Raw genomic sequence first — 24,208 nt, forward strand, 5'->3', positions numbered from 1 at the left:
GGTCCTCCTTCGTTGTGATTCTTCTAATCTCTCAAATAAAATGAAATCGTTAACAGCGGGGGAACTTCCTTGGTAAAAGAGCCGACCAATGATTCTTGGGCCAACCTGATCTCGTGCATCGCCATGAAATCGCCTCCAACAGAATCCTTATACCCGCTCAAGCGGCCGAGGCGGCCCGGGCGGCAGCACGACGCGGATCTGGTCGCCGGGCCACACCTCGCCTCCGGCGAGCACAATGCCCATGATGCCGGCTTTGCGCACAAGGTTGCCCTGCTCGTCACGCCCCAGAACGGCCGCCATGAGGCCCGGCTGGAAGCGGTCGAGCTGCGCGCAAGGGTTGCGCAGCCCGGTCACTTCAACCATCGCGGAGCCTCCCAGATGCAGCCGAGCACCGACGGGCAGCCCGAGCAAGTCGACGCCGCGCGTGGTGACATTCTCGCCCATCTGTCCGGGCGAAACCGTGAAACCGGCCGCACGCAGCTCATCGTGCAGCTCGGCGTGAATCAAATGCACCTGGCGCAGGTTCGGCTGTGATGGATCTTGCGCCACCCGCGAGCGATGCTTAACCGTCTTGCCCAGATGAGCATCGCCTTCGACGCCCAAGCCTGCCAGAAGCCGAATGCAGCTCTCATTCGGCTTGCTGAACGTATGGGCCGCACTGCGGCTCACCGCCACCACGATGCCGCCTTCGTATGTCACTTTGCTTTCCGATTGGTCATTTGAGGTTTTTCCCGTCACGACACAGCGCCCCTTCCGCGAATCTCCCAAATCACCGCCATTATACCATATTTTGGCACGATTAAGACCATATAATATTCAATCGTTCTTCGGACCGCCCGATTTATTCTTGACGTTATCCATCAAATATCTGGCGTATGCAAGCGGGGTCAAATACGTGGAGTAAAACACGGTGCGCAGGCCTGCTTTTCCAAACGTAATCCGCTGATCCCTGCCGTTCATTTCGATGAATTTGATGCGTCCGCTCTCATCGACAGCCATGTCGAGTCCGATATCCGCCAAATGCGGAAGCCGCTCCCCCAAATATTCGGCGATCTCCAGGGAGGCCTCACGGACTCGGCTCTTCGTCTCCTCGACCGGCAGCCCGCTCGCTTCGAACAATTGCTCGCAACGCCTGACCTTGCCTCCTTTGGCGACGTTCGTGACATGGCGGCCTTTTGCCGCCACTTTTCCTACGATCCCCGTTACTTGCCATGAGCCGGTTCCGCCCCGCTGCACCGAAACCCTCAGATCATAAGGCCTTCCACGGTATTGGGGCAGCGGGATCGCTTCCTGGATGAGATAGCTTTTTCTGCCGATATATCGTGCAATTAATAGAGCGGTTTTAGCAGCCGATCTCCGTATCGCCTTCTTCTTTTTTCCGCAAATCTCCCACCGCCCGCTTTCTTTTCGCGAAATTTTCAGAACGCCGTCGCCGACGCTGCCGCTGGTCGGTTTAATGTAGAGATCGCCGAATTTCCGCATTGCACGCTTCAAATTTTGCCCCGAATATTTCATCGTCTCAGGCAAATATCCGCGCAGCGAGCCGCTGCGGGACAATATCCGGTAAATTCGGTATTTGCCGAAACGGGTGATTCTGTTGAACATGATGCACGAGCGGGCCAGCTTCTTCAGCTTTCGGGACCAATAGGGCGCCAGCACCATGGCGCGGTTATGGATCACCCCCGGAATCGGCCTTTTGACGAGGCGGTACTTCCCGGAACTGTACGTATAACCGCTGGCTGTCGCCCCGGATATTTTTCGCAAGCTCATATAAAATGGCTTCAAATTTAGCTCGCCCGCCGCCTTCTCGTAGAAACGGATCCGCTCGTAACCGGTTTTCCTGCTGCGGATCCCCATAAACGTCTCGTGATCGAGTAAGATGCCGACTGTCCTTTTCATGTCCGACCTCCGGTCAGTGGAACAAAGTAAAAATCGCCTTCTGCAGCTTATTCAGAGCCCGGAGCATTTTCATAGGCAGAAGCCCATATGGCCGAAAAAATAGGAGATGTCAGACGAAAAAAGAGACGGTTATCCGCGAAGGATAACCGTCTCCGTATTCCATCTAAAGCCGTTCGGCGCAGACCTCATTAGGGCAGCTGCCGATACTTGGCGATTTCCTGCTCGTACAAGTCGCCGCCGTACGCGTCGTAAGCCACAAGCATCGGGAACGCCTCCACCTGCAGGCGGCGGATCGCTTCCGGGCCAAGGTCGTCGTAGGCTACGACCTCGACGCCCCGCACCTTTTGGCTGAGAACGGCGGACAAGCCGCCGATCGCCGCAAACGAAACGGCGTTGTACCGCATGCACGCCTCCTTGACCATATCGCGGCGCGGACCTTTGCCGATCGTGCCTTTCACGCCGTACTCATACATGGCCGGCGCGTACGGGTCCATCCGGTAAGCCGTCGTCGGCGCGACCGGGCCGATGATTTGTCCGGGCTTCGGCGGACACGGGCCCGCGTAAAAGATGATTTGCCCGCGAAGATCGACGGGCAACGTCTCCCCCCGCTCCAGCAGCTCGATCATGCGCTTGTGCGCCGCGTCGCGGGCCATGTAAATCGTCCCGGTCAGCAGCACCTCGTCGCCGGCGCGAAGCTGCCGGATCGCATCGCCCGCCAGCGGTGTCGTCAGATGATATTGCGCCATCTACTTCGCTCCTCCCTAGATGACCGCCGATTTTTTGCGGGCGGCGTGGCACTGGATATTAACGGCGACCGGAAGCGCCGTTATATGGCAGGCGTACGTCTCCACCGCGACCCACAGCGCGGTGCTGGTGCCGCCGAGCCCTTGCGGGCCGATGCCGGTCTTGTTGACCAGCTCGAGCAGATCCGCTTCCAGCTTCGCGATATGCGGCTCGTGATGGTGCTGGCCGACCTCTCGCAGCACCGCCTCCTTCGCAATCGCCGTCACTTTGTCGAAGCTGCCGCCGATGCCGACGCCAATGATCACCGGCGGGCACGCCTTGCCGCCGGCGGCGATCATCGTGTCAAGCACAAACTGCTTGACGCCTTCTTCCCCTTCGCCTGGCAGCAAAAACTTCATGGCGCTCATGTTTTCGCTGCCTCCGCCCTTGGGCAGCAGCGTCAGCTTGACCAGGTCCCCTGGCACGATTTCCGTATGGACGACCGCCGGCGTATTGTCGCCGGTGTTGACGCGCAGCAGCGGGTCGCCGACGACCGATTTGCGCAGGAACCCTTCGTCGTATCCTTTGCGCACGCCGGCATGAATCGATTCGAGGAACGCGCCTCCGGTAATATGAACGTCCTGCCCTACTTCCGCGTAAACGACCGCGAGCCCGGTGTCGTGGCAGTACGGCATATGCTCGCCCGCGGCCAGCTCGGCGTTTTCGATCAGCTGGCTGATGATCGTTTTGCCAAGGGGCGACTTTTCCTCCTGCTCGGCTTTCTTAAACCCCTGCACGACATCGGCCGGCAAATAATAGCAGGCTTCCCAGCATAAGCGGGCTACGGTATCCCTGATTTCATCCACATGAACGGTACGCATGAAAAACCACCTTTCCGGCATGCCGCCGACGGCGCATGCCCGATTATTTTTTCGAAGCGGTGCGGTCCTGAAGCTGATGAACCGTCGAATTGCCCCAGCTCAAATCGTCGACCTTGAATCGGTCGATCTTCTCCCGGTCGAGCTCCATCCCGAGCCCCGGCAATCCGCGGTCCGGCACAAGCAAGTATCCGCTTTCATAAACGACCGGATTTTTGACGATATCGCCGACATACAGCTCCGGACCGGTTGGGTCGGAGGTGTAATTCAAATTCACCAGCGACGCACCCAGATGCGCCATCGCCGCTGTACCGATCGAAAGCTCTTGCGTCGTGCCAAGCAGCACGCCTTTGCCGGCAATCTCGGCCGCCGCCGCTGCCTTGCGCGCGCATGTCAGTCCCCCGATAAAAATCGGGGAAATGTTGAAAATATCGACCGAATCGTGCCGGATCATGTGATGCTGCTGGTAGAAACTCCATACGTGCTCGCTGACCGGATAATCGACCCGCGTGCGGAACTGGTACAGCCCTTCGAAATCGTTTTGCACGGACGGGCTTTCGATCAACTGGAACTTGTAGGCAGACAGCCGTTTAACCGCCTGCAGGGCCGATTTCCAATCGAGCAAATGGCTGAAGTCCAGCGACTTGATCGTCACCTTCGAGCCGAATTCCCTCTGCACCCCGTCGAGGAACGCTTCGTCCGCGTCCAAATTTTTGCCGACATAAAGCCTGAACACATCGAAGCCCATCTTGTATCTTTGGCGGACCACCTCGAGATTCTCCTCGACTTCCTCCATGAAGCGATGGCGGAAAATCGGGTAGCACACCTTGATCTTGTCCTTCACCCTGCCGCCGATAAAGTCCGCGACGGAGGTGTTAAGCGCCTTCGCGCAAAGGTCATGCAGCGCCGCGTCGACGCCGTTGCGGACGAAGTTGCCTTTTTCATAGTAAAAATGCGTCTCCGGAAAATGGCTGAGCAGCTCGCGGTTGATCAGCGAAATATCGAACGGGTTTTGCCCGACCAAAATCGACTTCAGCACCGAGGTCAAATCCTTGACATCGAGCGAATAATACGGCAGATGGGAAAAATCCGACATTTCGCCAATCCCCGTCAGTCCTTCATCCGTCATGATCTCGACGATCACATGTTTGCTGACAAAACCCGTTTGTCTGGGCACGCCCACCACCGTTAATCGCAAATCGGAAATTTTCATCGTACGCGCGCTCCCTTTCGGTTAGTTTTCGTTTTTCTTGACAAAAACGATCGTCCGGCGAATATGAGAGATCATCGCTTGCTCGGCGCCGTCGGGCATTCTCGCGGCGATTTTCTCGTAGATCAGGCGGTGCTCCTTGTAAGCCCGATCCAGCTCGTCCGTATGCGCCAGCGCTTTTTTCCGGAACGTTTGGTCATAAGAGCGGATCGCGGAAATTTGCTGAAAAATGTAATTGTTTTTGGCGGCGACCCGGATTATTTTATGAAAGCTGGCATTTAATACGATGAGCTGCCCGTTATCCTTGTTCATGGTCGCGATTTCCATCTTGTCGATCACCGAGGTCAATTGCGCCAGCTCCGAGTCCGTAATTTTCAGCGCCGCAAGTCTTGCCGCCACCCCTTCCAGCGCCGAACGCGCCCAGTTGATTTCCTCGATCGAATTCATGATATCGCTCGAAACGTACGTCCCTTTTCTCGCGGAAGTCGTCACCAGCCCCTCCTGCTCCAGCATGCGCAGCGCTTCCTTGAGCGGAGTCGTGCTGATGCCGAACGTCTCCGCCAGCTCCCTCTCCCGCAAATGATGCCCCGGCTGAAATTGCCCCGATAAAATGGCCTCCTTCAGCTTCTCGTATACGACCTCGCGAATCGAGCGGGTTTGCGACGTAATCGTATCCGCCATTTGATAAAGCTCCATCGACTGCTCCTCCTCTACGTTCATGTGATTTTTCCCCACGATTTCAAAATGCGGGTCACTTCCCGTTTGTCCTGTTCATCCAGCGGATCGACCGGCTCGCGTGTTACGCCCGCCCTCAGGCCGAGCTGCTCCATCGCTTCCTTCACCGCCACGACATTATTTCCGTTATTGTATTTCGCCCTTAAGTTTTCGAACGGCACGACGTTTTCCCAAAGCTGCCAAACCGTTTCCCAATCTCCGGTCCTCAGTGCCCGAAGCATTGCTTGCGAAAGCTCAGGGTATACGTTCATCAGTCCTGAAGTAAAACCTCTAGCTCCTGCATTGTAAAAAAACGGCGCCCATTTTTCCGCGGTACCGCAGATCCATGCAATGCCGCATTCGGCCGGAATCGTGCGGACCGTTTGGGTAAAACGGGGCAAATCGTTGATCGCGTATTTGACGCCGACGCATTTGTCCAGCTTTGTCACCTCTACCAGCACCTCGTCGGAAATATGCGGATCTCGCACGTACAGCACCGACGGGATATCCAGAGCTTCGATTACCTTGCGGTAATACGAGATCGCGCCGCTTGTCGTCATATACGGATGGATCGGCTGGTGGATCATGACGCAATCCGCACCGGCCTTCTCGGCATTGCGCCCGAGCTCGATCGCCGTCTCCGCCGAATACCCGATGCCCGGCATCACAATCGCCCGGCGGGCGGCCAGCTCCGTAACCCGCCTCGTCTCCTCCTTCGCTTCCTCAAGCGTAAGCGCATAAAACTCGCTTGTGTTGCCGCAAGGGACGATAACTTCGGCGCCGCCTACGATCAAAAATTCTACGTTGGCGGCTACGCCGTCCCAATCGATCGCCTTCGTCGTCTCGTCGAAAGGGGTCACCGTTATCGCTGTAATCGTTTCCAGCCTTTTACTGAATTCTCCGTAATTCATACATTTCCTCCCGACCGTCTCTATGTAATATCTGATATATCAAATATTACCACAATCTTGCAGCGGTCGAAATAAAAAAATAAGGACTTCGTTCTTTTTAGAACGAGTCCTTGAATACAGGCTGGATTAACCACCTTTTAAACAGCTTCATCATCCTCGCGGAACCGGATCGCTAACCTCTTTTTACGATGTACAAGCGGCTGGTCTCCTCCCAAATTTCGCCGGCATCGAGCGAAAACAACCCCGATTGTTCCGCCGGCATATCCACGTTAGGCGCATTGACCAGATTGATTTGCGGCTCCGGGCAAAAAAATCCGGGCGTCGCGTTGTTGTTCCAAATCATCCAATGCTTGTAGGAAGCCCCCGCATCGTAGACGAGCGTTACCTTCTCGCGCAGATCGCTAAGCTCGGCTCGGTTTCGGCCGTTTTGCGGAACCGACGTGTAGTGATTGTCCAGCGGCTCGAAGAACGGATAAACTCCCTCGCCCTTCAGCTGCTCTTCCTGCACGGAGAGCTGCTGAAATCGTCCGGTCGGCAGCATCCTTTCACTCATCTCGTAACGCTTGTCCATTGTCAGCTTCACGCGGTAATCCTCCGCCGTACTGCCGGCCGCGAAAGGCGCGTTCAGCGCGGTATGGAAAGCGAGCAGGCATGGCATCGTCTCCGCGCCGTCGTTGCGTATCGCCACGTGCTGCTGAAGCCCGTCTTCGCTCAGCGTATACCGAAGCCGGAACGTAAATTCATGCGGAAAATGATTGTAGACCGCGTGCTGCCGGTCCACCTTTAACACAAGCTGGACGTACGCTTCCTCTCCGTTCACGCCGCTGTGTTCCACTTCCCAAGGAATGTCCGCCAAAAACCCGTGAAGATGGTTTCCAGTCCGCGCCTCGTTAACCGGAAAGCTGTAAGTCTTTCCGTTCCACGGAAAACGCCCGTCCTCGTAGCGGTTAGGCGGGAACAAAACGGGAATTCCGTGAATGATCGGTCTCGCCTTAAACGCTTCCATTTCTTCCGCCGCCGGCTCGTGCAAAAACCGGTACCCGCGAACCGTGTCGCGGAAAGCAATCAGATTCGCGCCGACATTCGGCAGCATCACGGCCTCGTACGGACCTGCTGTCAGCCAGACGGCTCGTTCGCCGTTGTATTCTTTTTCAGCAACCAATGCCATAATTCCAATTACCTCCATCTTCGTCTGCTTCTATAAAATCATACCATACGCCGGGCCTGGAGCAACAGCAGATTTTGCTTTTCCGGCGGGTGCCCGATCACGGATAAAAAAAGAACCGATGTCCCGCTGAATGCGGAAGCACCGGCTGCTGACATTAAACTAAACGGTAAATTTGGAAACGATTTCGGCCAGCTTTTCGACGCTTTGCTCCGTAGACCTCATCAATTCGCCTACGTTGCCTGCCTTCTGCATCACGCCTTCTGCCATTTGCGCTATATTCTCCGTCCCCTGGGCTCCTTCGTTATTGGAGACGGTTACTTCGTTAATGGCCCGAATCATGCTTTGAATGGAAGCGAGCAGTTGTTCGGAAGTGGCGCTGAAATCTGTTACAAGGTCCTGGATCGACTCCGAATCCTTGTAATACTGTTCGCCGATACCGACCATTTCTTTATAATCGGAAATGACGGTTGTATCAATGAATTTCAGCGCCTTTTCGGAGCTTGCCTTCAAGCTGTCCACTGAGTTTACGACTAGCTCGGCCACATGCTGGATCTCATTCGCGTTGTTTTTCGAATCCTCGGCGAGCTTGCGGATTTCCGTCGCGACAACGGCGAAGCCTTTGCCCGCTTCCCCGGCTCTCGCGGCTTCTATTCCGGCATTCAGCGCAAGAAGATTCGTTTTACCCGTAATTTCAAGAATGGACTGCGTCAAAACGTGGATTTGTTCCACCGCCTTGGTCTGCTCCAAAGCCGCCCTCATCTCTGCATCAATGTCGTTTCGAATGTCGTAAGCCGTTTTTTGCGATTCAACGGCGCTTTCTTTCAAGCTTTGCGCCCGTCGGCTGATCGTCTCCGCCATCTCCGAGCCGTCCTGGGCTTTCATCGCGATCGATTCCACGGCATTTCCGATTTCCGAAGACGTGGCATTCATCTGCTGGGTCGATGCAGCCGTCTCTTCCATCCCGGCAGACATTTCCTCCGTTGTGGCGGATACTTCTTCGATCTGCGCGGTCAAATCGCGTACGTCCCGGTTAGAATTCGCAATATTTTCCTTTACGACGTTAGTCTCGCGTATGACATCCTGCACAACGGATCTGATCGATACGCCCATCGTTTGCATGGAACGGGCAAGCAGTCCGATCTCGTCTTTTCTTCTTTTTAATTTGTCGGGTACGGCTTGGCTGAAATCCGCATTGGCAAGCACGTTCAAATGGGTCGCCGCCTGCTTGATCGGTCTTACGACAAAACCGGATGCATAGAACGATACAAGTATTACCAGCAAAACGCCGGCAATGACAAGCATCTGCGATGTCCGGGCTGCCGAGTTTACCCGGGCGAACACTTCCTTCGCAGGAGCCGTTACGACGACTTTCCAGCCGGTCCTGGGCACGGTCGAAAAAGCGGCAATTTGCTGCACGCCGGAATCGTCCGTATATGTAACGGTCCCGGAATCCTGAGCCAATATTTGATCGCTTATCGTTTTCGAAAGATCCTCGTTTTTGACAACCTCTTTATAGCTTTTTCCGACGATCTCCTTGCTCGGATGATATATAAACTCGCCTTTGGACGATAACAAATACCCGTATCCGGTCTGGGCGAGCTTGATTTTCCCAATATAATTTTCCAGAGCGCTTATATTGATGTAAGTGGCGATGATGCCCATGAAATTTTTATTGCCGTCGAGAACGGGAGCCGCCACGACAATATTTCGGTTGCCGGAGGAGCGGTTGACGATCACGTCGCTGACGGCAATTTCTTTTGTTTCCTTGGCTTTTTTAAAATAATCCCTGTCGCTGAGATTGATGGTATCCGCCTTTCCATCCTTGTCAGCCGCGGAGGCCAGTTCAATTTCCGCATCACTTTCATCGAGGTAGTTCATCACTGACCGGATACCGTCGGTATTCATTTTTTGAAATTCCGGATGCGCTTTTTGCAGCTCCTTCAACTGCGATGCTTTGCTGTCCAGCCACGAACTGATCGTTTCCACATTGCTTGCTGCCAGGCCGATCTCCTGCTCTTTCATATTTTCACTGAGCACGGAGTTGAACTGATTAAGCAAAAAGAGGGATAAGCAAAGCAGCGGAACGAGCGCGACCGCTAACTGAATGAGTGTGAGCCTGAATTTGAGCGAATGGACAAATTTCATATGGTGCCTCCCCTTGCTGTTCGGAATTCTTCGAAATCAACGATATCTTGTTAGCATTTTTCAGAGAAGTTGTCCTTCTCTCGAAGTATAAAAGATGCGGCAGTCCACCTCGTCCTCTACGATCATTTTCGACATTTTTCGTTATATATTTTGTTGAATAATTGAATATTTTGTCGAATATCATCGTAATTATAGTACATTTTCCCAAAACGGTAAATAGAAAAAAATCCGACGTTCGCCGAAAAAAGCGATACATCGGATCTAAGCGCCATCGGTCATATTTTCCAAAAATAATGGCGAAACTCCTCGTCCATCACAAACCCTTGCATTTCATAAAACCGCCAAGCCCTTTCGTTCGTATGTTCTACCGACAGCTCCACTCCTTTTGCTCCGGTAAGCGTGGCAAACTCCTTTACGGCTTGAAGAAGCCGCCGGCCAGTCCCTCGATGACGGTACGGTTCGGAAATGAAAAAATCGTTCAAAATCCATACGCGCTGCAAGCTGAGAGAAGAAAACGACGGATACAGCTGGGCAAACCCGGCCATGGCCTCTTCCCCCTCCGCAATAAAAATTACGGATTCGCGGTGTTCGAATTTTTCAAACAGAAACCGCTCTACCGCAGCCGGATCCTTCGATTGCCCGAAATACTCCCGGTACGAATCGAAGAGCGGCACGAGTCGGGGCAAATCCTGAATAACCGCTTGCCGGAAGATCAATGGGCGATTCATTGCCTTCTATCGCTCCTTTCGGACAGTTTGCCGAATATCCGACCAACCGACAGCAAGTTCCTTCAATTCATCGTCGCCGATCTTTATCATTTTGTCTCCCACCACCTGGCCGCCCATGCGGGTGTAAAATCCGGCCGATTTGTTCGCCTCGAGCACCCACAGCAGCATGGATAAATGTCCTTTTTCATGTAGCCACTCCGCCATGATCTTGAAAAGCTGCGAGCCGATCCCTCTCCCCTGATACTCCTTCAATAAGTAAATCGCATATAATTCTCCGGTATACGGGTATTCTCCGCTTCTTTCCACTCCGCCGTTAACAAACCCGACGATTTGGCCGGAACTATCCTCGCATACAAAAATATTCTCGTCTTTGTTCAAATTGCGAAACGTCCAGTCCCAGCTTTTCTTCCGTTTCTCCACGCTTAAATTCGCAAGGTAATCTTCCGAGAGAATGCCTGCGTATGTCGTTCTCCAACTGTCAACATGCACACGTGCAATAATTTCCGAATCCGCTACAGCCGCTTCCCTGATTTTCATCTTCCAAAATCACCCGCGCCATTTACAAATATACATTTGAGCCGGAAAGCTTCACTTTGTACGAACCTAACGCAGGTTACTATACGACTGTGCAGACAGTGAAGCCCGTTTCGGTGGAAAAACTGGACGATCTGTTGGGCCGTATCGTGTCTCTCGGTGTCGAGCTGCGAATTACCCCGTCGTTATTGCCTCTGAGGGACGCGATTTTAGCGTCGACAGTCAACTTTTCCATGATCCGAATGAAAAATGCCAAACAAATCTGATCCGGCGGCCTTACTCACCCGCTCCAGCCAGTCCGATTCGATGGCGATCATCCGATTCGTTCGGGAATGCCCGAAAAAGAGCTGCAAATCGTCATCCGTCGTACTTTCCTGCGGCCATATGCATACCCTCGGGCAATCTCTCGGAAAAAAGTAATGCGGGGCGTGGAACTCGTCGATCGTCCAAACCATTGCAGGTTCGTCGGCCCGGTAGGCCAGCTTTCGCGGCTCGAACACTTCAATGCCGGACTCCTCGCTGAAATGATATAACTTCATAACCGGCTCCTTTTGGCCTAAGCTTGTAACAATAGCAGCATCGTAATGGACGTGCCTTCGATTCCGACTTCCTTAAACCCGGTTCGCTTGTATAAGCTCATTGCGGGATTGGAGGGATCCACACTTAAGGATATCGCCTGAATTCCCGCCGCTCTTCCATACTCCACCAAAGCCTTCATCAACGCGGTTCCTATCCCTTGTCCCCGGTAAGCCGGTAGTATAGCCATACCTAATTCGGGCGTCTCGTCATTGACATAACCATACCCTTTATCGGCTTGTTTGAAAAAACGAAGGGTAATGGAACCAACAGGTTCCCCGGACTCATTTACGGCAACAAGCGCAAAATCGCCCTCACGCCCCCAGTTCTCCAAATATTTCGCGATGGAAGGATGAAAAACGATATTCCGATCCGGTTTCTCCTTCCCTTCGGCCACATGGATGGATTCGTAAAGCATTTCCCATAAAAATGGAACATCCTTCTTCGTTGCGGGTCTTATTGTAATGGAATTCATGAATTCAAACGTCCTTCCATACTTGGTTTACAAAACTCTGAATGCCGCCGACATGGAGATTTTTCCGGTCAATCGGCCCCAGCCGTGATATACGGGATTCGATTCGTTAAACATGTTGACTTGAACATCAATAATTAACAGCGCCTTACCCGAAGACATTCATTTAATCCTCCTTCATATTTGCAATAAGCTTGTCAAGCAACTCGGGCGAATACTGTTTGGGCCCCGGATTGTCGCGAACCTTTTTCCATAATTCCGCTGCGATTTTCATCCGGTCTTTCATATTTTTAGTTCGAGGGTCACGATTAAAATCTTTGACAAAGCCGTTCCATTGATACGTCCGTTCCTCGAGGTTGTCCGGATTTCTCCTTCCTTCGTATACCTCGATTAAGTCGGCAACGGTCATTTCCATATCGTTTTGACGTTCGGCTTCTCTTAAGGCCGCCGCCATTTCTTTGGTGAACGAAAATTTAGGCTTGTTGTAATAATTGGCAAAAAACTCCCTCGCCTGCCGGTTAAATTTAAAGCCGTCCGCAATAAGCCTCGTGCTCAGCTTTAATTCCTGAAGCTCCTGCTTTTTCCTGACAGCCGAATTTGCTTTGCGAGGATCGGTTATTTTTTCGCCGGACAACCATTTTTTAATTCTTTCTTCCAGCTCCGCTTTTGTTCCGGACACAGGGAGATTGCATTTGCCGCATATGGCAGTTAATTCGTTTTTATACCAATAATGCTTCTCGAATTCTTGCACGGACAGATGCTTGGAAAATGTCGGCCGGTCGTTGCTCGTCATAAAGCACTCCCTCTTGTACATTGCTTGATCGCATTATAAAGCGCTATCTCGATTTCTTCCAGCGTTTTATGGCCCCAATTTCGCATGATTTCCAACATTCCCCATAACCGCCATACCGGCGAGCGGTCTTCGAGTCGGCTTGAACTCCATCGAATACCTCCAAACAAACAATTTCATAGACTCATAAATAATACCATAAAATGGAACAACCTAGTTGTTTTTTCCCGTAGAAAAGGAAAATCCCGCCATCCGGCGGGAATGCAGATCAGCTATTTCGTGCCCTTATAAGTTTTGCTCTTTTTACTCTTTCTCCCACGAATATAAGCAGCTTGCGTCAAGTGATCGTAAGCTCGGCTGCTTAAAAATCCAAATCAGAATGAATCCAGCGATAGGGTGAGGGGTAACCCCCGAAGAGTTTACGTGCCGCCTTTGAAAACTTATTTGGTTGTATATTGATGAAAAGAAGCGGAGTGGACGGATTCGTGCTGAAGAAGCGGCAGCGTTCGCCTTTGTTCTCGGATTTCAACCGCTGAAAAGCGGTATAAATCAAGAAATCCGAGAACAAGAGCGATCGGAAGCACGATCCGGGACACGAAGCGGACCATTTTCATCGTACTTCATCATTTCAAGAGCGGCCGGAGGGGGTACCCGCCCATGACACACGGATTCACTCATTGTTTGAGGCTGCTTTTAAGCTCCAGCTCACGATCCCACGCAGCTGCTTATATTCGCTACTTCTTCTTCATTTCCAAATAAGCCTTCCTCTGCTCATCCATCACTTCTTTGCCGCCGATTTTCATGTATTCGTTCACCATGTCGTCGTACAGCTTGTCGAAGTCGGCAGGTTTCGCCGTCACCGTTTTCACGAGAATTTCGACGGATTTGTCGCCCAACGTCTGGTTGTACTTGATCTGCGCTTCAATCGGCCGGTCGAAGCGTGGAGGCAGCTGGCCGTCCTGCGTGCCGACCTTGATGCTGTTCATCGTGAAATCTTTATATTTCGGATCGGCCGCATTCGCCTTTAACGTCTTGTCCGGATCGCCCATGTCCTTGCCGTTGATAAGCATGCTGTAGTCGAGGTAATTGTACATAATCCGCTTGGCTTCATCCGTATCGAGGAACACCGGAATGCCGTCGTCGCCCATTTTGTACGTCACGCCTTCGGTGCCGTTTTGCAGGTCGAAAATGATCTTGTAATCCGACATCCAGTTGAGGAATTTGATCGCTTCCACCGCCCGCTGGCTCGATTTCGGGATCATTATATGCGCCGAGAGCGGATGGTAGGTCGCTTTCGGATGTTTGCCTTCGTAGTTGGTGAACGGATCGACCGGAAGCAGCTCGGAGCCGGGCACGTTTTTTTGCATCGTCGAGTAATAAGCGAAGTACACCGGCTCGTTCGTGTTCGTCACCGTAAAGCCGACGAGACCGTTGACGAGGTCGGCCTGAAACTTTTTACCGTCCTTGTCGAGCGCGAAGTCCGGACTGATCAGCCCTTCGTTGTACAGCTTGTTCAGGAACCGGTAAGCGTCCTTGTTCCCGGGTTTCATCAGGTCCGGCAGCGCGTAATAATCCTCTTCCGACATCTTCTGCCAAAACGAGCGGATCAGCGGGTCGAGGTTGTTGTTGTACTTGATCCCGTACGGTATCACCTTGCCGCCGGTACCGCCGGGATCCTTTTCCTTAAACGCCTTGAGCGTGGCATAAAGCTCGTCGGTCGTTTTCGGCGGCTGCATGCCGAGCTTGTCGAGCCAATCCTTGCGGATGATCGGCGTTTGTGAAGCAAGAATGATGCGTTTGGCCGGTATCGTATACTGCTTGCCGTTAAAATTGCCGTAGGCGAGCAGCTGGTCGCCGAGATATTTTTTCAAATTCGGGCCGTATTGATTGAGCAGGTCGTTCAGCTCGGTGAGACCGCCCTGCTTGATCCAGTTTTGCACAGCGGGGTCGCTGTACGTGAAAATAATATCCGGCGCTTCGCCCGCCGACATCAGCACGTTCAGCTTGGGCACCTCCTCGGTGCGCGGCACGGTAACGAATTCGAGCTTGATGTTGTTCGGATCGCCGAAGTTTTTTTGCATGTACTTGACGAAGTGGCTCTCGGTGAGCGGCGGCGCTCCCGGCGGCGTATTGCCGCGGTCGAACAGCTCGATTTTCAGCGTGACCGGATTGCCCTTCTTCGCTCCTCCGCCGCCGGCCCCTTGACCCGAAGGTTCCCCTCCGGAGCAGGCAGCCGCGATCCCCGCCAGCAGGCAAACGGCAAGCGAACAGCCGGCCGTTTTATATAACGGTCTGCGAATGCGCATATGCGTCAACTCCCTTTTCCATTTGTCCGATCTGCTCTTCAACCTTTGACCGCCCCGATCATAATGCCGGAAATAAAATAACGCTGCAGCCAAGGGTACACCAGTAAAATCGGTATCGTCGCGAACATGATGCTCGCCGCCTTCAGGCTCTCCGGAATCGGGGCCGTCGACGTCAGCCCTTCCGTAGCGGTGGCGTCGCTCATCTGGTTGCTGATCACAAGCTGGTACAACTTCAGCTGGATCGGGTACAGCTCCGCCTTCGTGATGTAAAACAAAGCGTCCATAAAGCCGTTCCAGCGGCCGACAGCGTAAAACAGGCTCAGCGTCGCCAGCACGGGCAGCGACAAAGGCAGCACGATGCGCACGAGCGTCCCGAAATGCGTGCTGCCGTCCATCTTCGCCGACTCCTCCAGCTCTTCGGGTATCGAAGAAAAGAACGATTTTAAGATGATGAGATAAAACGCATTGATCATGCCGGGAAGAACAAGCGCCCAAATCGTGTTCGTCAGCTTCAGCGTCTTGACCAGGATATATTCGGGGATCAACCCCCCGCTGAAAAACATCGTGAAGACGATCATCAGCAGGAACAAATCGCGGCCTTTCAGCTTTTTCTTGGTCAGTGGATATGCCGCGCAGATGGTCATGATCATGCAGATAATGGTATACAAGATGACCAGCAAAATCGTAAAAAACAGCGACCCGATCATTTTCGCATCCTTCAAAACGACCTCGTACGCCATGATGCTGAGCTCGACCGGAATGATCGTCACTTTGTTGGAGAGAATCGCACCGTTCGAACTGAGCGATATGGCGGCCAGGTGCAAAATCGGCACGAGACATAAAACGGAAGCCGCCGTGACCACGACAAGGATAAATGAGTCCATGATTTTATCCTGAATACTTCGTTTCACGTTACGCCTCCTTCACCAGATGCCCTGGTCGGTAATTTTTTTGGAGATGTAATTGGACGAGAGCAAAAACACGAGGCCGACCACCGCCTGGAACAGCCCGATCGCCGTCGCTATCGTGTAGCGCGCGGAATGAATGCCGACCTTGTACACGAACGTGCTGATCACGTCCGATACGTCGGTGACGAGCGGATTGCCCAGCACGTACGGACGTTCGAAACCGATGCTGGCCATGTGGCCGATGTTGATGATCAAGAGGATAATGATCGTCGGTTTGATGCCGGGCAGCGTGATGTTCCATATTTTGCGCAGCCGCCCTGCCCCGTCCACCTCCGCCGCTTCGTACAGCTCCTTGTTGATGCCCGTCAGCGCGGCGAGATAAATGATCGTGCCCCAGCCCGCATTTTGCCAGACGCCTGTGCCGACGTACGTAGCGACCCAATAAGCCGGTTCGGTCAGAAATGGAATCGCTTTCACCCCTGCGGATTTTAACAAAATATTGACCAGCCCCGTATTCGTGGACAGCAGCTGGTACACCATGCCCCCAATAATGACCCAGGAAATGAAATGAGGCAAATACAACACCGTTTGCGCACCTTTTTTGAACCATTTGACGCGGACTTCATTCAGTAACAAAGCCAGGATGATCGGCGCCGGGAAAGAGATGACGAGATCGAGCAAATTCAGCATGAACGTATTGCGCAGCACCTTGTAGAAATCTTTCATTTTGAAAATTTCGCGGAACGCGTCGAACCCGGCCCACGGGCTTTTCCATATGCCCTGAAACATGTTGAACTCCTTGAATGCAATCGTGACGCCATACATCGGAATGTACTTGAATACGACGAAGTACAGCATCGGAACCAGCAGCAGGGCGTACAGCTGCCAGTCCTGGATAACAGACAGCTTCCACCTTTTTTTAGTTAAACTTCGGGGCATCGCATGAGCGGTTATCACTTTGTCCGTTTCGTTGCCCGGCATAGGTCTCCTCCTTTTCGCAGATTCTACCTTTACGGTAATCCACCTTTCGCCGGACGGTCAATTTACGAAAATCGCCGTTTAACCAAATGTAATGTCGGGCTTCGCCCCGGACCGATTAACATTTTGTCACACTTAACGTTTTCGCAAAAACCCTGCTCTCGCTATCGGATCTCCGCTTTTTTCCGGTAATCGCCTGGCGGCATTCCGAACATGTTTTTAAACGCGCGGTGAAAAGAAATGACATGAACGTAACCGACCGTCTCGGCGACGCTTTGTACCGGCAGATCGGTGTCCAGCAGCAGGCGCCGCGCCTTCTCCAAACGCAGCCGCATCATATAATCGATGAATTTTTCGCCGAATTCTTCCTTAAACAGCTTGCTGAGGTAACGCGGATTCATCCCGAACCGGTCGCTGACGCGGATTAACGAGAGCTCAGGGTCGGCGTAATGCGTCTCGATATACTCTTTGACCTGGGTCATAACGGCATGTTGGTTTTTCACCGTTCGCACTTCCCGGATACGCGGCTCAAGCGCCGCAAACAGCATGCCGAGCCGGTCGTACCATTCCCCCAGCGTTTCCGCCTGGTCCGCAACAGCGGCCAGCTTCGAAGCGTATTCGTCCGCCCACAGGCGTCCTATGTCATCGCCCATTTCCGGCAACTCTTTACCGAACTGGTTTTTCAGGTAAAGCGTGATGCTCTTCAGTTCCCCCTGCGAGACAAGCCCGCGGGATAACGCTTCGTAAAGATGGTTCAAGTGGGATGTCCACTGCCCGTCATCCAGACGGAGCGATTTGGCGATCGACCGCACCAGCTGCAGATGGGGATATATGCGTCCTTCCTCTCTGTAACGGACGTCAGCTTGTGTGATGAGCGCCCCGACACCAAACACGGGTTTGCAGGACAACGCTTCCTTGGCCATCTTGTAGGAATCGGGCACCTCCACCATGCCGCGGCTGTATGGACCGACGCCGACGGAAACGGTAAATTCAAGGTTGGCGCCGACCCAGCTTTGCAGTTTTTTCATCATACCGCATGATCCCTCTTCGTTCGAAACAGGCTCACAGTTCAAAAAGAGGACAACCGCCATCTGCTGCGGCTCAAGCCACTCGTTCCAAATGAACATGCCCGACTCTTGGGCGATTTCCTGCAATACGTTGCTGACGACATACTTGAACAAATACCGGTCACGGTCGTTGTACGTTTCGGAAAACCGTGCAAAGCGGTCGATCTCCAGCACCGCTACGCCGAGCCACCGGTACGGCACGCGGATTTGCAGCTTCTCCAATTCCCGGCCCCACTCGGCTTCGCTTAGCTTCTTGTGCCCTTCCAGCCATTCGAAAAACAGCTGCCTTTTGCGGATCAGCAGATCGTCCTTATGCGACTGCTCGTATCGGATCGTTCTCTCCAGCAGCCCGTCGATGGCCGCGTCGATAAATTTGATCTCGTCCGGCGACGTTTGACGGATGAGCTCTTCGCTTTTGCGCTTCGCATACTCCCGGATGCGCCCGGCGATCGAGCGGATCGGCTTGTAGTTGCGGTGTGTGATGTAGGTGAACCCGATCAGTCCGGTCACAATGGCGGTAAATCCGACAACAAGCCACCAATTGTTTAAAAACGCCAGCAGCGACAGCCGCCGGCTGCTCGTTCCGCCGGAATAAAGCAGCCACCCCGTATACTCGGAACGGGTGGGGACGATTTCATCCCCCGCATCCGGTGGCAGCGCGGAATGGGAGTTGATTTTATCGAACGGAATGCGGTTCGGGGTAAACAGCTGAACGAGGCCGTCGTCGTAGCGGGTCAAATCTTTGACGAACCCGATGAGCGAAGACACCCGGACGTTGACGACGAGCACTCCCGTCTTATCCGCAGGCGAGGGGTACTGCTTCGCCAGCGAGACGACGTATTCCTCGGACGGATCGTTGACGAACTCCCGGAACGTTCTCGGGCTTGTCCATGCGTAGGCGGGTTTTGAACGGTAGGCTTCCTCCACAAAATCGCGGTCCCCGAACTGCTCCAAAGCCGAGATTCCGCTGCGGGACAGCACCTGGCCCGTTTTTTCGTTGTATAAATAAATCGAACTCGAAAAGGGCAGGACGGAGGCGAATTGATCCATTTTCTGCGAGATCATGAAGTAATCGTAAAGCTCTTTTCCGTCCGTATCGGAGAAAAACGATTTGAACGTTGCGTTCTGGTACATTTCCTTGATCACAACCCGCTCGGTCGCCTTCAGGTTGGCATCGATCACCTGCATCACCTTCGTGGCGATCGCTTTGTCGGTCAAGTCGATCTGCTTTTTCATGGAAGCGTTTAACTGGGCGAAAAAAGAGAAGATAAGCACGGAGATCACGACGAAGAAAATCGGGGTATACGACAGCAGCACACGATAATACCAGCTCATTTTCATAAGTTCGGTCCTCCCAGCGATAGGCGTTCCGGTTCCGCCCCGGCTTGCGGCTGTAACTTATCGTATGCTGGAACCGTTTGCAAATATGTGCCGGTTCATGGACGCGGAGCGAGTATGCTTCTATCATCACGCAATTGTCGTGTGGTGTAAATGGTCAAATTCGTCTATGGATTTGCCCGTGCGGCGGCGGCGCTTCCCTTCGCTTTCCCTATCCGCCCGCTCCTTCTCCCCCCTCGGCCCGAGAGCGCGTTTTCGCGCTCTCAGGCGTTGGAGCAGCGGGGCCACTTGGCCGAGAGCCGGGTTTTCCTCCTCTCGGCCTCCCGGTTCGCTCGCTCCTCCGCCTTCCCCGGTCCGAGAGCGCGTTTTTGCGCTCTCGCGTGCTGGAGCAGCGGGGCCACTTGGCTGAGAGTCGGGTTTTCCTCCTCTCAGCCTCCCTACCCGCCCGCTCCTCCGCCCTCCCCGGCCCGAGAGCGCGTTTTTGCGCTCTCAGGCGTTGGAGCAGCGGGGCCACTTGGCTGAGAGCCGGGTTTTCCTACTCTCGGCCTCCCGGTTCGCTCGCTCCTCCGCCCTCCCCGGCCCGAGAGCGCGTTTTTGCGCTCTCGCGCGCCAGAGCAGCGGGGCCACTTGGCCGAGAGTCGGGTTTTCCTCCTCTCGGCCTCCCTACCCACCCGCTCCTCCGCCTTCCGCGGCCCGAGAGCGCGTTTTTGCGCTCTCAAGCGCTGGAGCAGCGGGGCCACCTGGCTGAGAGCAGGTTTTTCCGCCTCTCGGCATTCCGGTCCGCTCACTCCTCCGCCTTTCCCGGCCCTTCGTCTCCCTTCTCAGGCCCCTCAACATGCCTGAGCACCCGCACAAGCCGGCGTCCTCCAAACAAGGAAAGGCAGCCCGCGATGGCTGCCTTTCCGTCCCCCTCAATACCCGCCGGCAAACCGGTCGGCCCCGGAACCGCCCGCCTGCGCCGCGCGCTCCATGAAACGCTCCCGCTTCTCCTGCGTGACGGCAGCGGCTTGCTGCGCCTTTTCCTGATCGCCACGGTGCACCCCGTCGATGATCCACTTTTGCCCGAACCCGGCGTGAACGACCTCGTCGGCCCAGTCGAAATCCTGGAACGTCGTCATCAGCGGCTCCTTGACCGTATCGCGGCAAAACTCCCATTCCTCCCGCTTGCCCGGAGGGTATTTCATCGCCGCTTTTTCGATCGCGATCGTTAAGTGCGTATATGCTTCGTCAATATCGTCGAATACGTTCCGGCACATCTCGTAAAACCCGATCCAGCTCGGGATCGCGTACACATCGCGGCCCCTCGCACGCAGCGCCGCCTCCCCGAACCAGGAATGCCGAGTTTCGTCCCATATGTGCCGGGCCACATCGCAGTAAAACGCCCACGGCTTATCTTCCGCGGTAAAATAAATATAAGCCAGCGCCTCGGCGGTCGTCATTTCATAATAGCGGTGCAGCAGCATCGCCTCAAATCGCCCCGCATCGCTGTCCTCGAACGTCATCCCGGCGAATTTGCGGACGCTTGTCGTAAACCGGCTGTCCCGCGGGCTGCTTTTTGGCACCTGAAACGGCGAGGTCACCACGGCCAAAAGGGAGTCGGGCTCCCTGCGAGGCCCCGCTCCCGTCACTTCCCCGGCAGCCTGCACAAGGTCCTGCAAATGCGCCGTCCACCGCGCCAGCTGCCGCAGCTCCTCCTCCGTCGCCCCCTGCTTCAGTTCCGCCAGCGCCGCGATGCCCCATTCGATCTGCGCCTCGCGGTCCAGCCGTTGGTGCCTAAGCAGCGCAATCGTCGGCTCGTCGACAATCGGCTGCGCCCTTTGCATGTAATCTTCGATCGCCTTCAGCTGTGCCGGCTTGACGACTTCGAACAGCGCGCCAAGCAAAAGCAGCGCCGAACCGGATTCCAGCACAAGCTGTGTCAACTGCTCCAGCAGCGGATCGGGACACTTGTCGAAAGCAACGGAGCTCATGCGCAGCTGCCTGCAGCGTTCGCGAAGCTGATCGCAGTGGACCGAGTCCTGCCACAAAATGCGGCCCAACGCGCCTTTGATTTCATATTCCGCACGGGCGATCATATGCCCCGCTTCGATCATCGCCAGCTGCCTGTCGAGATAGGCGATTCGCTGAAGCCGGCCGGCCGATTCGGCGACGGACATGCCGATTTTGTCCCACTCTTCGATTCCCATAAAAGGATGCATAATCTTAAATTCCTCCTGACTGTCCGCTAAACGTTTTGCTGCAAATCGACGACGTACACATTCCCGCGGGTCCGATCATTGTGAGCGTCGGATGTAAATAAAACGTACCGGTCATCGTGGCTGAAAATCGGGTGAGGATGCACATCCTGAACAGAGAAGCTGCTGTCGTGGCGGCAAACGAGAGACATTCCTAAGCTCCCCCGCCGCCAATCCATGCGGCACAAATGAATGCTGCGCGCATCGATGATGCCGTCCGTGACGAGCAGCGAATCGTCGCTGCTTGCCGTAAAATGCCCGTACGCCGTCATCTCCGGCTCAAAGCTGACCTCCTTATACTGCGACGAACGCATGTCCATATACCCGACAAAGCTGACGATGCCGCCGTCCTTTGCCACATCCTTCATCGCCGGATCGTTCGGAACGCCGCGCGTGCCGTGATAGATGACGCCGGCACCGCCGGCCGCCCACATTTCGTGGCAAATCCATAACGTCTCCGCGGAGCCTCCTTCCGACTGATCCCTCACCCTGCCGATGACGCCATGGTCATAAAGCCAAATACGCTGATCCACCATTCCCCCTTCGTGGTTGAACAAAATGACCCGCGGATCCTTCGGATGAAATTGCACGTGCGTCACCCAGCCCTGATGTGCAAAGGAGTAAACCTCGACGCCCGTTTCCGTATCGACGACAACGACCCGCGATTCAATGCCTTCCCTTTTCACTTTCTCCCGGATAAGGCTGAACGGATTACCCTCCCCCACTTCAAACGCCTCAGCGTCGATGTAGGGAATACATGCATACCGCCCATCGGCGGAAAGATGCGTAAAGCCGGTCATGACGCGCTCCGGCAGCGTATGGATCACCCGTTCCTCGAGGCTCTCCACGTCAAGCAGCCGCACTTCGCCGCCCTGAATGTACAGTAGCCGCCCGGTCCCCGGCGAGAAGCTCGGGCTTGCCTTGGCGAGTCCGCGGTACGGATGGCCGTCGTAGTACACATAGCTTTTCATATACCCATCGCGGTTGCCGGTTAACTGCACGGCGTTTCCGTCGTCCAGCGACAGCTTGAACAAGTTCGGGCTGCCGCTGCCGCCATCGCTAATGTACAAGACACTGCGGTTATCCGCAGTAAAGCTGCTGCTCGTAAAATACAGATGATGATGGTTTCCCGGCAGCGAAGTCAGCTGCGTCACCGTTCGCCCCGTCGCGGGGTCGGGGCGCCTCTCGAATCGATGCTGCAGCACGGTGCCTTTGGCCATATGGTTCATATCTCTTCTCTCCCTCATGAAAAAAATCTCGGCAGCCACCGGCGATTCGCCTGCAGCAGGTCGTCCGCCAGCTCGCCGAGCTCGGAAAAATCGGCGAGCCCGCTGAGCGGGTCGAGGCTCAGCGCTTCAATCAGCGTCCGGCGGCTGCCCTCCAGCGCGGCCTTCACCGTCAACTCATGCACGTCGGCATGAAGACGGCACAAGCTGCCGATAGCGCCGGGAAGATCGCCGGACGGCCATGGATGCACCCCGTCCCTGTCCACGGTGGCGAGTGTCTCGACGACAACGTCGCGGGGCATATTGGCGATTTGCCCCCGGTTCGGCGCATTCACGATGGCTGCCGTCTCTCCTCCGGTTACGACCGCCTTCATAATTTCCGTCATTTCTTCGCCGGACCGTTGCCAGGAAACTTCTCTCTCGCCGCTGGCCAGCTTGCGGATCTGCTCCAATTGGCTGACCTTGGTGAGGCGCCGCGCGTCAACGGTCGTTTTGAGCACCGAATATTTCATTCCGTATCCAATTCTTACATTGCACAGGCTCGGGTAAAACTCGATCAGGTGACGGTCTCCGGCAAGCGGCAGGCAGCCGAGCTGGCGACAAAGAGCCAGCTTCGCCGCTCCACGGTTATGGAACGAATCGACCGGTTTGGCCGAATCGCCGTCGAACTCCCAGCGGCTTTCGGCATAACTTCGAATTCTCGGCAGCACATCCTCGCCGTTCAGCTTCGCTTCGGTGAGCCAGATGAAATGGTTCACCCCGGCGACGGTATAGCGCAGCCCCTGCTCGGGCAGCCAGCGGTACAGGTAATCCGTCACTTCCATGCCTTCCGGCTTGCTTAAGCCGAGCATCGGGCCGAAATATTTCGGCGCCGCATGCAGCTCATGGCACATGCCGACCACCTTGACCGTTTTCGCCGCCATATTCATCGCGCGGGTGACGACGCTCATCGGATTGGTCACATTGAGCAGCCAAGCGCCTGGGCACATCTCCTCCATCTCCTGCACGAGCTCGTAAGCCGCCGGAGCGGTCCGCAAAGACGCGGAGATGCCGCAGGGCCCGACCGTCATCGACACCGGCTGGCGGATGCCGTATTTGATCGGCAGCTCCAGGTCGTTCCAGAACGCATCCATCGCGCCGGGACTGAACGTGGTGAGCACGAAATCCGCTCCATCCAACGCTTCCTTCCGGTTTTCGAAGATGCGTATGCCGTACTCTTTGCCTCTCAACCTGTTGAACGTTTGCAGCATCGCCGCAACCGCTTCCACGTGCTCGCGGTTCGGGTCGACAAGGCGGATTTCGCCCCCCTTGATCTCATCCAGCAAATAGACGTCGCGCATAAGCCCCGTCATCCAGTTGACGCTGCCGCCCCCAATGACCGTTAATACGATGTTATCCATAGA

General features: G+C 54.7%; 23 protein-coding genes. 1 reads left to right on the plus strand and 22 read right to left on the minus strand.

Annotated elements, in window-relative coordinates; all coding sequences use genetic code 11:
• Positions 1 to 147: 147 nt before the first annotated feature.
• From MYS68_RS12645 to MYS68_RS12695, 11 genes are all read right to left on the minus strand, one after another.
• Positions 148 to 738, minus strand: a complete 591-nt coding sequence (locus MYS68_RS12645) for an MOSC domain-containing protein (RefSeq protein ID WP_248926184.1) — start codon at positions 736 to 738, stop codon at positions 148 to 150.
• A 78-nt stretch (positions 739 to 816) separates the two neighbouring features.
• The gene (locus tag MYS68_RS12650; protein WP_248926185.1) at positions 817 to 1,899 is read right to left on the minus strand and encodes a YheC/YheD family endospore coat-associated protein; all 1,083 of its coding nucleotides are present in this window, start codon (positions 1,897 to 1,899) and stop codon (positions 817 to 819) included.
• 188 nt (positions 1,900 to 2,087) lie between these two features.
• Positions 2,088 to 2,645 (minus strand): FumA C-terminus/TtdB family hydratase beta subunit, encoded by a 558-nt coding sequence (locus tag MYS68_RS12655; RefSeq protein ID WP_248926186.1) that lies wholly within the window; start codon positions 2,643 to 2,645, stop codon positions 2,088 to 2,090.
• Between the two features lie 15 nt (positions 2,646 to 2,660).
• Positions 2,661 to 3,503, minus strand: a complete 843-nt coding sequence (locus MYS68_RS12660; protein ID WP_248926187.1) for a fumarate hydratase — start codon at positions 3,501 to 3,503, stop codon at positions 2,661 to 2,663.
• Positions 3,504 to 3,546: 43 nt separating this feature from the next.
• The gene (locus tag MYS68_RS12665; RefSeq protein WP_248926188.1) at positions 3,547 to 4,713 is read right to left on the minus strand and encodes a mandelate racemase/muconate lactonizing enzyme family protein; all 1,167 of its coding nucleotides are present in this window, start codon (positions 4,711 to 4,713) and stop codon (positions 3,547 to 3,549) included.
• A gap of 21 nt (positions 4,714 to 4,734) precedes the next feature.
• Positions 4,735 to 5,430, minus strand: a complete 696-nt coding sequence (locus tag MYS68_RS12670; RefSeq protein ID WP_248926189.1) for a GntR family transcriptional regulator — start codon at positions 5,428 to 5,430, stop codon at positions 4,735 to 4,737.
• Positions 5,427 to 6,335 carry a dihydrodipicolinate synthase family protein gene (locus MYS68_RS12675; RefSeq protein WP_248926190.1) on the minus strand — a complete coding sequence of 303 codons (909 nt, stop codon included), beginning with the start codon at positions 6,333 to 6,335 and terminating at the stop codon, positions 5,427 to 5,429. The genes MYS68_RS12670 and MYS68_RS12675 overlap by 4 nt, the downstream gene beginning before the upstream one ends.
• A 172-nt stretch (positions 6,336 to 6,507) precedes the next feature.
• The gene (locus MYS68_RS12680; protein WP_248926191.1) at positions 6,508 to 7,503 is read right to left on the minus strand and encodes an aldose 1-epimerase; all 996 of its coding nucleotides are present in this window, start codon (positions 7,501 to 7,503) and stop codon (positions 6,508 to 6,510) included.
• 159 nt (positions 7,504 to 7,662) lie between these two features.
• A complete protein-coding gene (locus tag MYS68_RS12685; RefSeq protein WP_248926192.1) occupies positions 7,663 to 9,648 on the minus strand; it encodes a methyl-accepting chemotaxis protein in 1,986 nt (661 codons plus the stop codon).
• Between the two features lie 275 nt (positions 9,649 to 9,923).
• The gene (locus MYS68_RS12690) at positions 9,924 to 10,376 is read right to left on the minus strand and encodes a GNAT family N-acetyltransferase (RefSeq protein ID WP_248926193.1); all 453 of its coding nucleotides are present in this window, start codon (positions 10,374 to 10,376) and stop codon (positions 9,924 to 9,926) included.
• Positions 10,377 to 10,382: 6 nt separating this feature from the next.
• Entirely contained in the window at positions 10,383 to 10,913 is a 531-nt protein-coding gene (locus MYS68_RS12695; RefSeq protein ID WP_248926194.1) for a GNAT family N-acetyltransferase, read from the minus strand.
• 56 nt (positions 10,914 to 10,969) lie between these two features.
• On the opposite strand from MYS68_RS12695, the gene MYS68_RS39085 reads away from it, so the two are divergent.
• Complete coding sequence (locus MYS68_RS39085) at positions 10,970 to 11,176, plus strand: DUF6886 family protein (protein ID WP_420852114.1); 207 nt, start codon at positions 10,970 to 10,972, stop codon at positions 11,174 to 11,176.
• Here the strand turns inward: MYS68_RS39085 and MYS68_RS12700 are convergent.
• From MYS68_RS12700 to MYS68_RS12745, 11 genes are all read right to left on the minus strand, one after another.
• Entirely contained in the window at positions 11,120 to 11,449 is a 330-nt protein-coding gene (locus MYS68_RS12700; RefSeq protein ID WP_248926195.1) for a DUF6886 family protein, read from the minus strand. The genes MYS68_RS39085 and MYS68_RS12700 overlap by 57 nt on opposite strands.
• A 17-nt stretch (positions 11,450 to 11,466) precedes the next feature.
• A complete protein-coding gene (locus MYS68_RS12705) occupies positions 11,467 to 11,961 on the minus strand; it encodes a GNAT family N-acetyltransferase (RefSeq protein ID WP_248926196.1) in 495 nt (164 codons plus the stop codon).
• A 27-nt stretch (positions 11,962 to 11,988) separates the two neighbouring features.
• Entirely contained in the window at positions 11,989 to 12,120 is a 132-nt protein-coding gene (locus MYS68_RS38520; RefSeq protein WP_275983467.1) for a hypothetical protein, read from the minus strand.
• 4 nt (positions 12,121 to 12,124) lie between these two features.
• The gene (locus MYS68_RS12710; RefSeq protein ID WP_248926197.1) at positions 12,125 to 12,751 is read right to left on the minus strand and encodes an SAP domain-containing protein; all 627 of its coding nucleotides are present in this window, start codon (positions 12,749 to 12,751) and stop codon (positions 12,125 to 12,127) included.
• 731 nt (positions 12,752 to 13,482) lie between these two features.
• On the minus strand, positions 13,483 to 15,054 hold the full coding sequence (locus tag MYS68_RS12715; RefSeq protein ID WP_248930895.1) for an extracellular solute-binding protein: 1,572 nt from the start codon (positions 15,052 to 15,054) through the stop codon (positions 13,483 to 13,485).
• Between the two features lie 38 nt (positions 15,055 to 15,092).
• A complete protein-coding gene (locus tag MYS68_RS12720) occupies positions 15,093 to 15,965 on the minus strand; it encodes a carbohydrate ABC transporter permease (RefSeq protein WP_248926198.1) in 873 nt (290 codons plus the stop codon).
• Between the two features lie 12 nt (positions 15,966 to 15,977).
• A complete protein-coding gene (locus MYS68_RS12725) occupies positions 15,978 to 16,901 on the minus strand; it encodes an ABC transporter permease (RefSeq protein WP_248930896.1) in 924 nt (307 codons plus the stop codon).
• A gap of 203 nt (positions 16,902 to 17,104) precedes the next feature.
• Positions 17,105 to 19,348: a helix-turn-helix domain-containing protein gene (locus MYS68_RS12730; protein WP_248926199.1), complete on the minus strand. Its 2,244-nt coding sequence runs from the start codon at positions 19,346 to 19,348 to the stop codon at positions 17,105 to 17,107.
• A gap of 908 nt (positions 19,349 to 20,256) precedes the next feature.
• A complete protein-coding gene (locus tag MYS68_RS12735; protein ID WP_248926200.1) occupies positions 20,257 to 21,543 on the minus strand; it encodes a hypothetical protein in 1,287 nt (428 codons plus the stop codon).
• Positions 21,544 to 21,569: 26 nt separating this feature from the next.
• Positions 21,570 to 22,808, minus strand: coding sequence for an oligogalacturonate lyase family protein (locus MYS68_RS12740; RefSeq protein WP_248926201.1), 1,239 nt, complete (start codon positions 22,806 to 22,808; stop codon positions 21,570 to 21,572).
• 14 nt (positions 22,809 to 22,822) lie between these two features.
• Positions 22,823 to 24,205, minus strand: coding sequence for a family 4 glycosyl hydrolase (locus MYS68_RS12745; RefSeq protein WP_248926202.1), 1,383 nt, complete (start codon positions 24,203 to 24,205; stop codon positions 22,823 to 22,825).
• Between the last annotated feature and the right edge of the window lie 3 nt (positions 24,206 to 24,208).

Source organism: Paenibacillus hamazuiensis (assembly GCF_023276405.1).
Taxonomy (GTDB): Bacteria; Bacillota; Bacilli; order Paenibacillales; family NBRC-103111; genus Paenibacillus_AF; species Paenibacillus_AF hamazuiensis.

Bases quoted from the DNA above. Each gene is read 5' to 3' on its own strand.
- MYS68_RS12650 (WP_248926185.1), bottom strand. From the start codon at position 1,899: ATGAAAAGGACAGTCGGCATCTTACTCGATCACGAGACGTTTATGGGG.
- MYS68_RS12655 (WP_248926186.1), bottom strand. From the start codon at position 2,645: ATGGCGCAATATCATCTGACGACACCGCTGGCGGGCGATGCGATCCGG.
- MYS68_RS12660 (WP_248926187.1), bottom strand. From the start codon at position 3,503: ATGCGTACCGTTCATGTGGATGAAATCAGGGATACCGTAGCCCGCTTA.
- MYS68_RS12665 (WP_248926188.1), bottom strand. From the start codon at position 4,713: ATGAAAATTTCCGATTTGCGATTAACGGTGGTGGGCGTGCCCAGACAA.
- MYS68_RS12670 (WP_248926189.1), bottom strand. From the start codon at position 5,430: ATGAACGTAGAGGAGGAGCAGTCGATGGAGCTTTATCAAATGGCGGAT.
- MYS68_RS12675 (WP_248926190.1), bottom strand. From the start codon at position 6,335: ATGAATTACGGAGAATTCAGTAAAAGGCTGGAAACGATTACAGCGATA.
- MYS68_RS12680 (WP_248926191.1), bottom strand. From the start codon at position 7,503: ATGGCATTGGTTGCTGAAAAAGAATACAACGGCGAACGAGCCGTCTGG.
- MYS68_RS12685 (WP_248926192.1), bottom strand. From the start codon at position 9,648: ATGAAATTTGTCCATTCGCTCAAATTCAGGCTCACACTCATTCAGTTA.
- MYS68_RS12690 (WP_248926193.1), bottom strand. From the start codon at position 10,376: ATGAATCGCCCATTGATCTTCCGGCAAGCGGTTATTCAGGATTTGCCC.
- MYS68_RS12695 (WP_248926194.1), bottom strand. From the start codon at position 10,913: ATGAAAATCAGGGAAGCGGCTGTAGCGGATTCGGAAATTATTGCACGT.
- MYS68_RS12700 (WP_248926195.1), bottom strand. From the start codon at position 11,449: ATGAAGTTATATCATTTCAGCGAGGAGTCCGGCATTGAAGTGTTCGAG.
- MYS68_RS12705 (WP_248926196.1), bottom strand. From the start codon at position 11,961: ATGAATTCCATTACAATAAGACCCGCAACGAAGAAGGATGTTCCATTT.
- MYS68_RS38520 (WP_275983467.1), bottom strand. From the start codon at position 12,120: ATGTCTTCGGGTAAGGCGCTGTTAATTATTGATGTTCAAGTCAACATG.
- MYS68_RS12710 (WP_248926197.1), bottom strand. From the start codon at position 12,751: ATGACGAGCAACGACCGGCCGACATTTTCCAAGCATCTGTCCGTGCAA.
- MYS68_RS12715 (WP_248930895.1), bottom strand. From the start codon at position 15,054: ATGCGCATTCGCAGACCGTTATATAAAACGGCCGGCTGTTCGCTTGCC.
- MYS68_RS12725 (WP_248930896.1), bottom strand. From the start codon at position 16,901: ATGCCCCGAAGTTTAACTAAAAAAAGGTGGAAGCTGTCTGTTATCCAG.
- MYS68_RS12730 (WP_248926199.1), bottom strand. From the start codon at position 19,348: ATGAAAATGAGCTGGTATTATCGTGTGCTGCTGTCGTATACCCCGATT.
- MYS68_RS12735 (WP_248926200.1), bottom strand. From the start codon at position 21,543: ATGCATCCTTTTATGGGAATCGAAGAGTGGGACAAAATCGGCATGTCC.
- MYS68_RS12740 (WP_248926201.1), bottom strand. From the start codon at position 22,808: ATGAACCATATGGCCAAAGGCACCGTGCTGCAGCATCGATTCGAGAGG.
- MYS68_RS12745 (WP_248926202.1), bottom strand. From the start codon at position 24,205: ATGGATAACATCGTATTAACGGTCATTGGGGGCGGCAGCGTCAACTGG.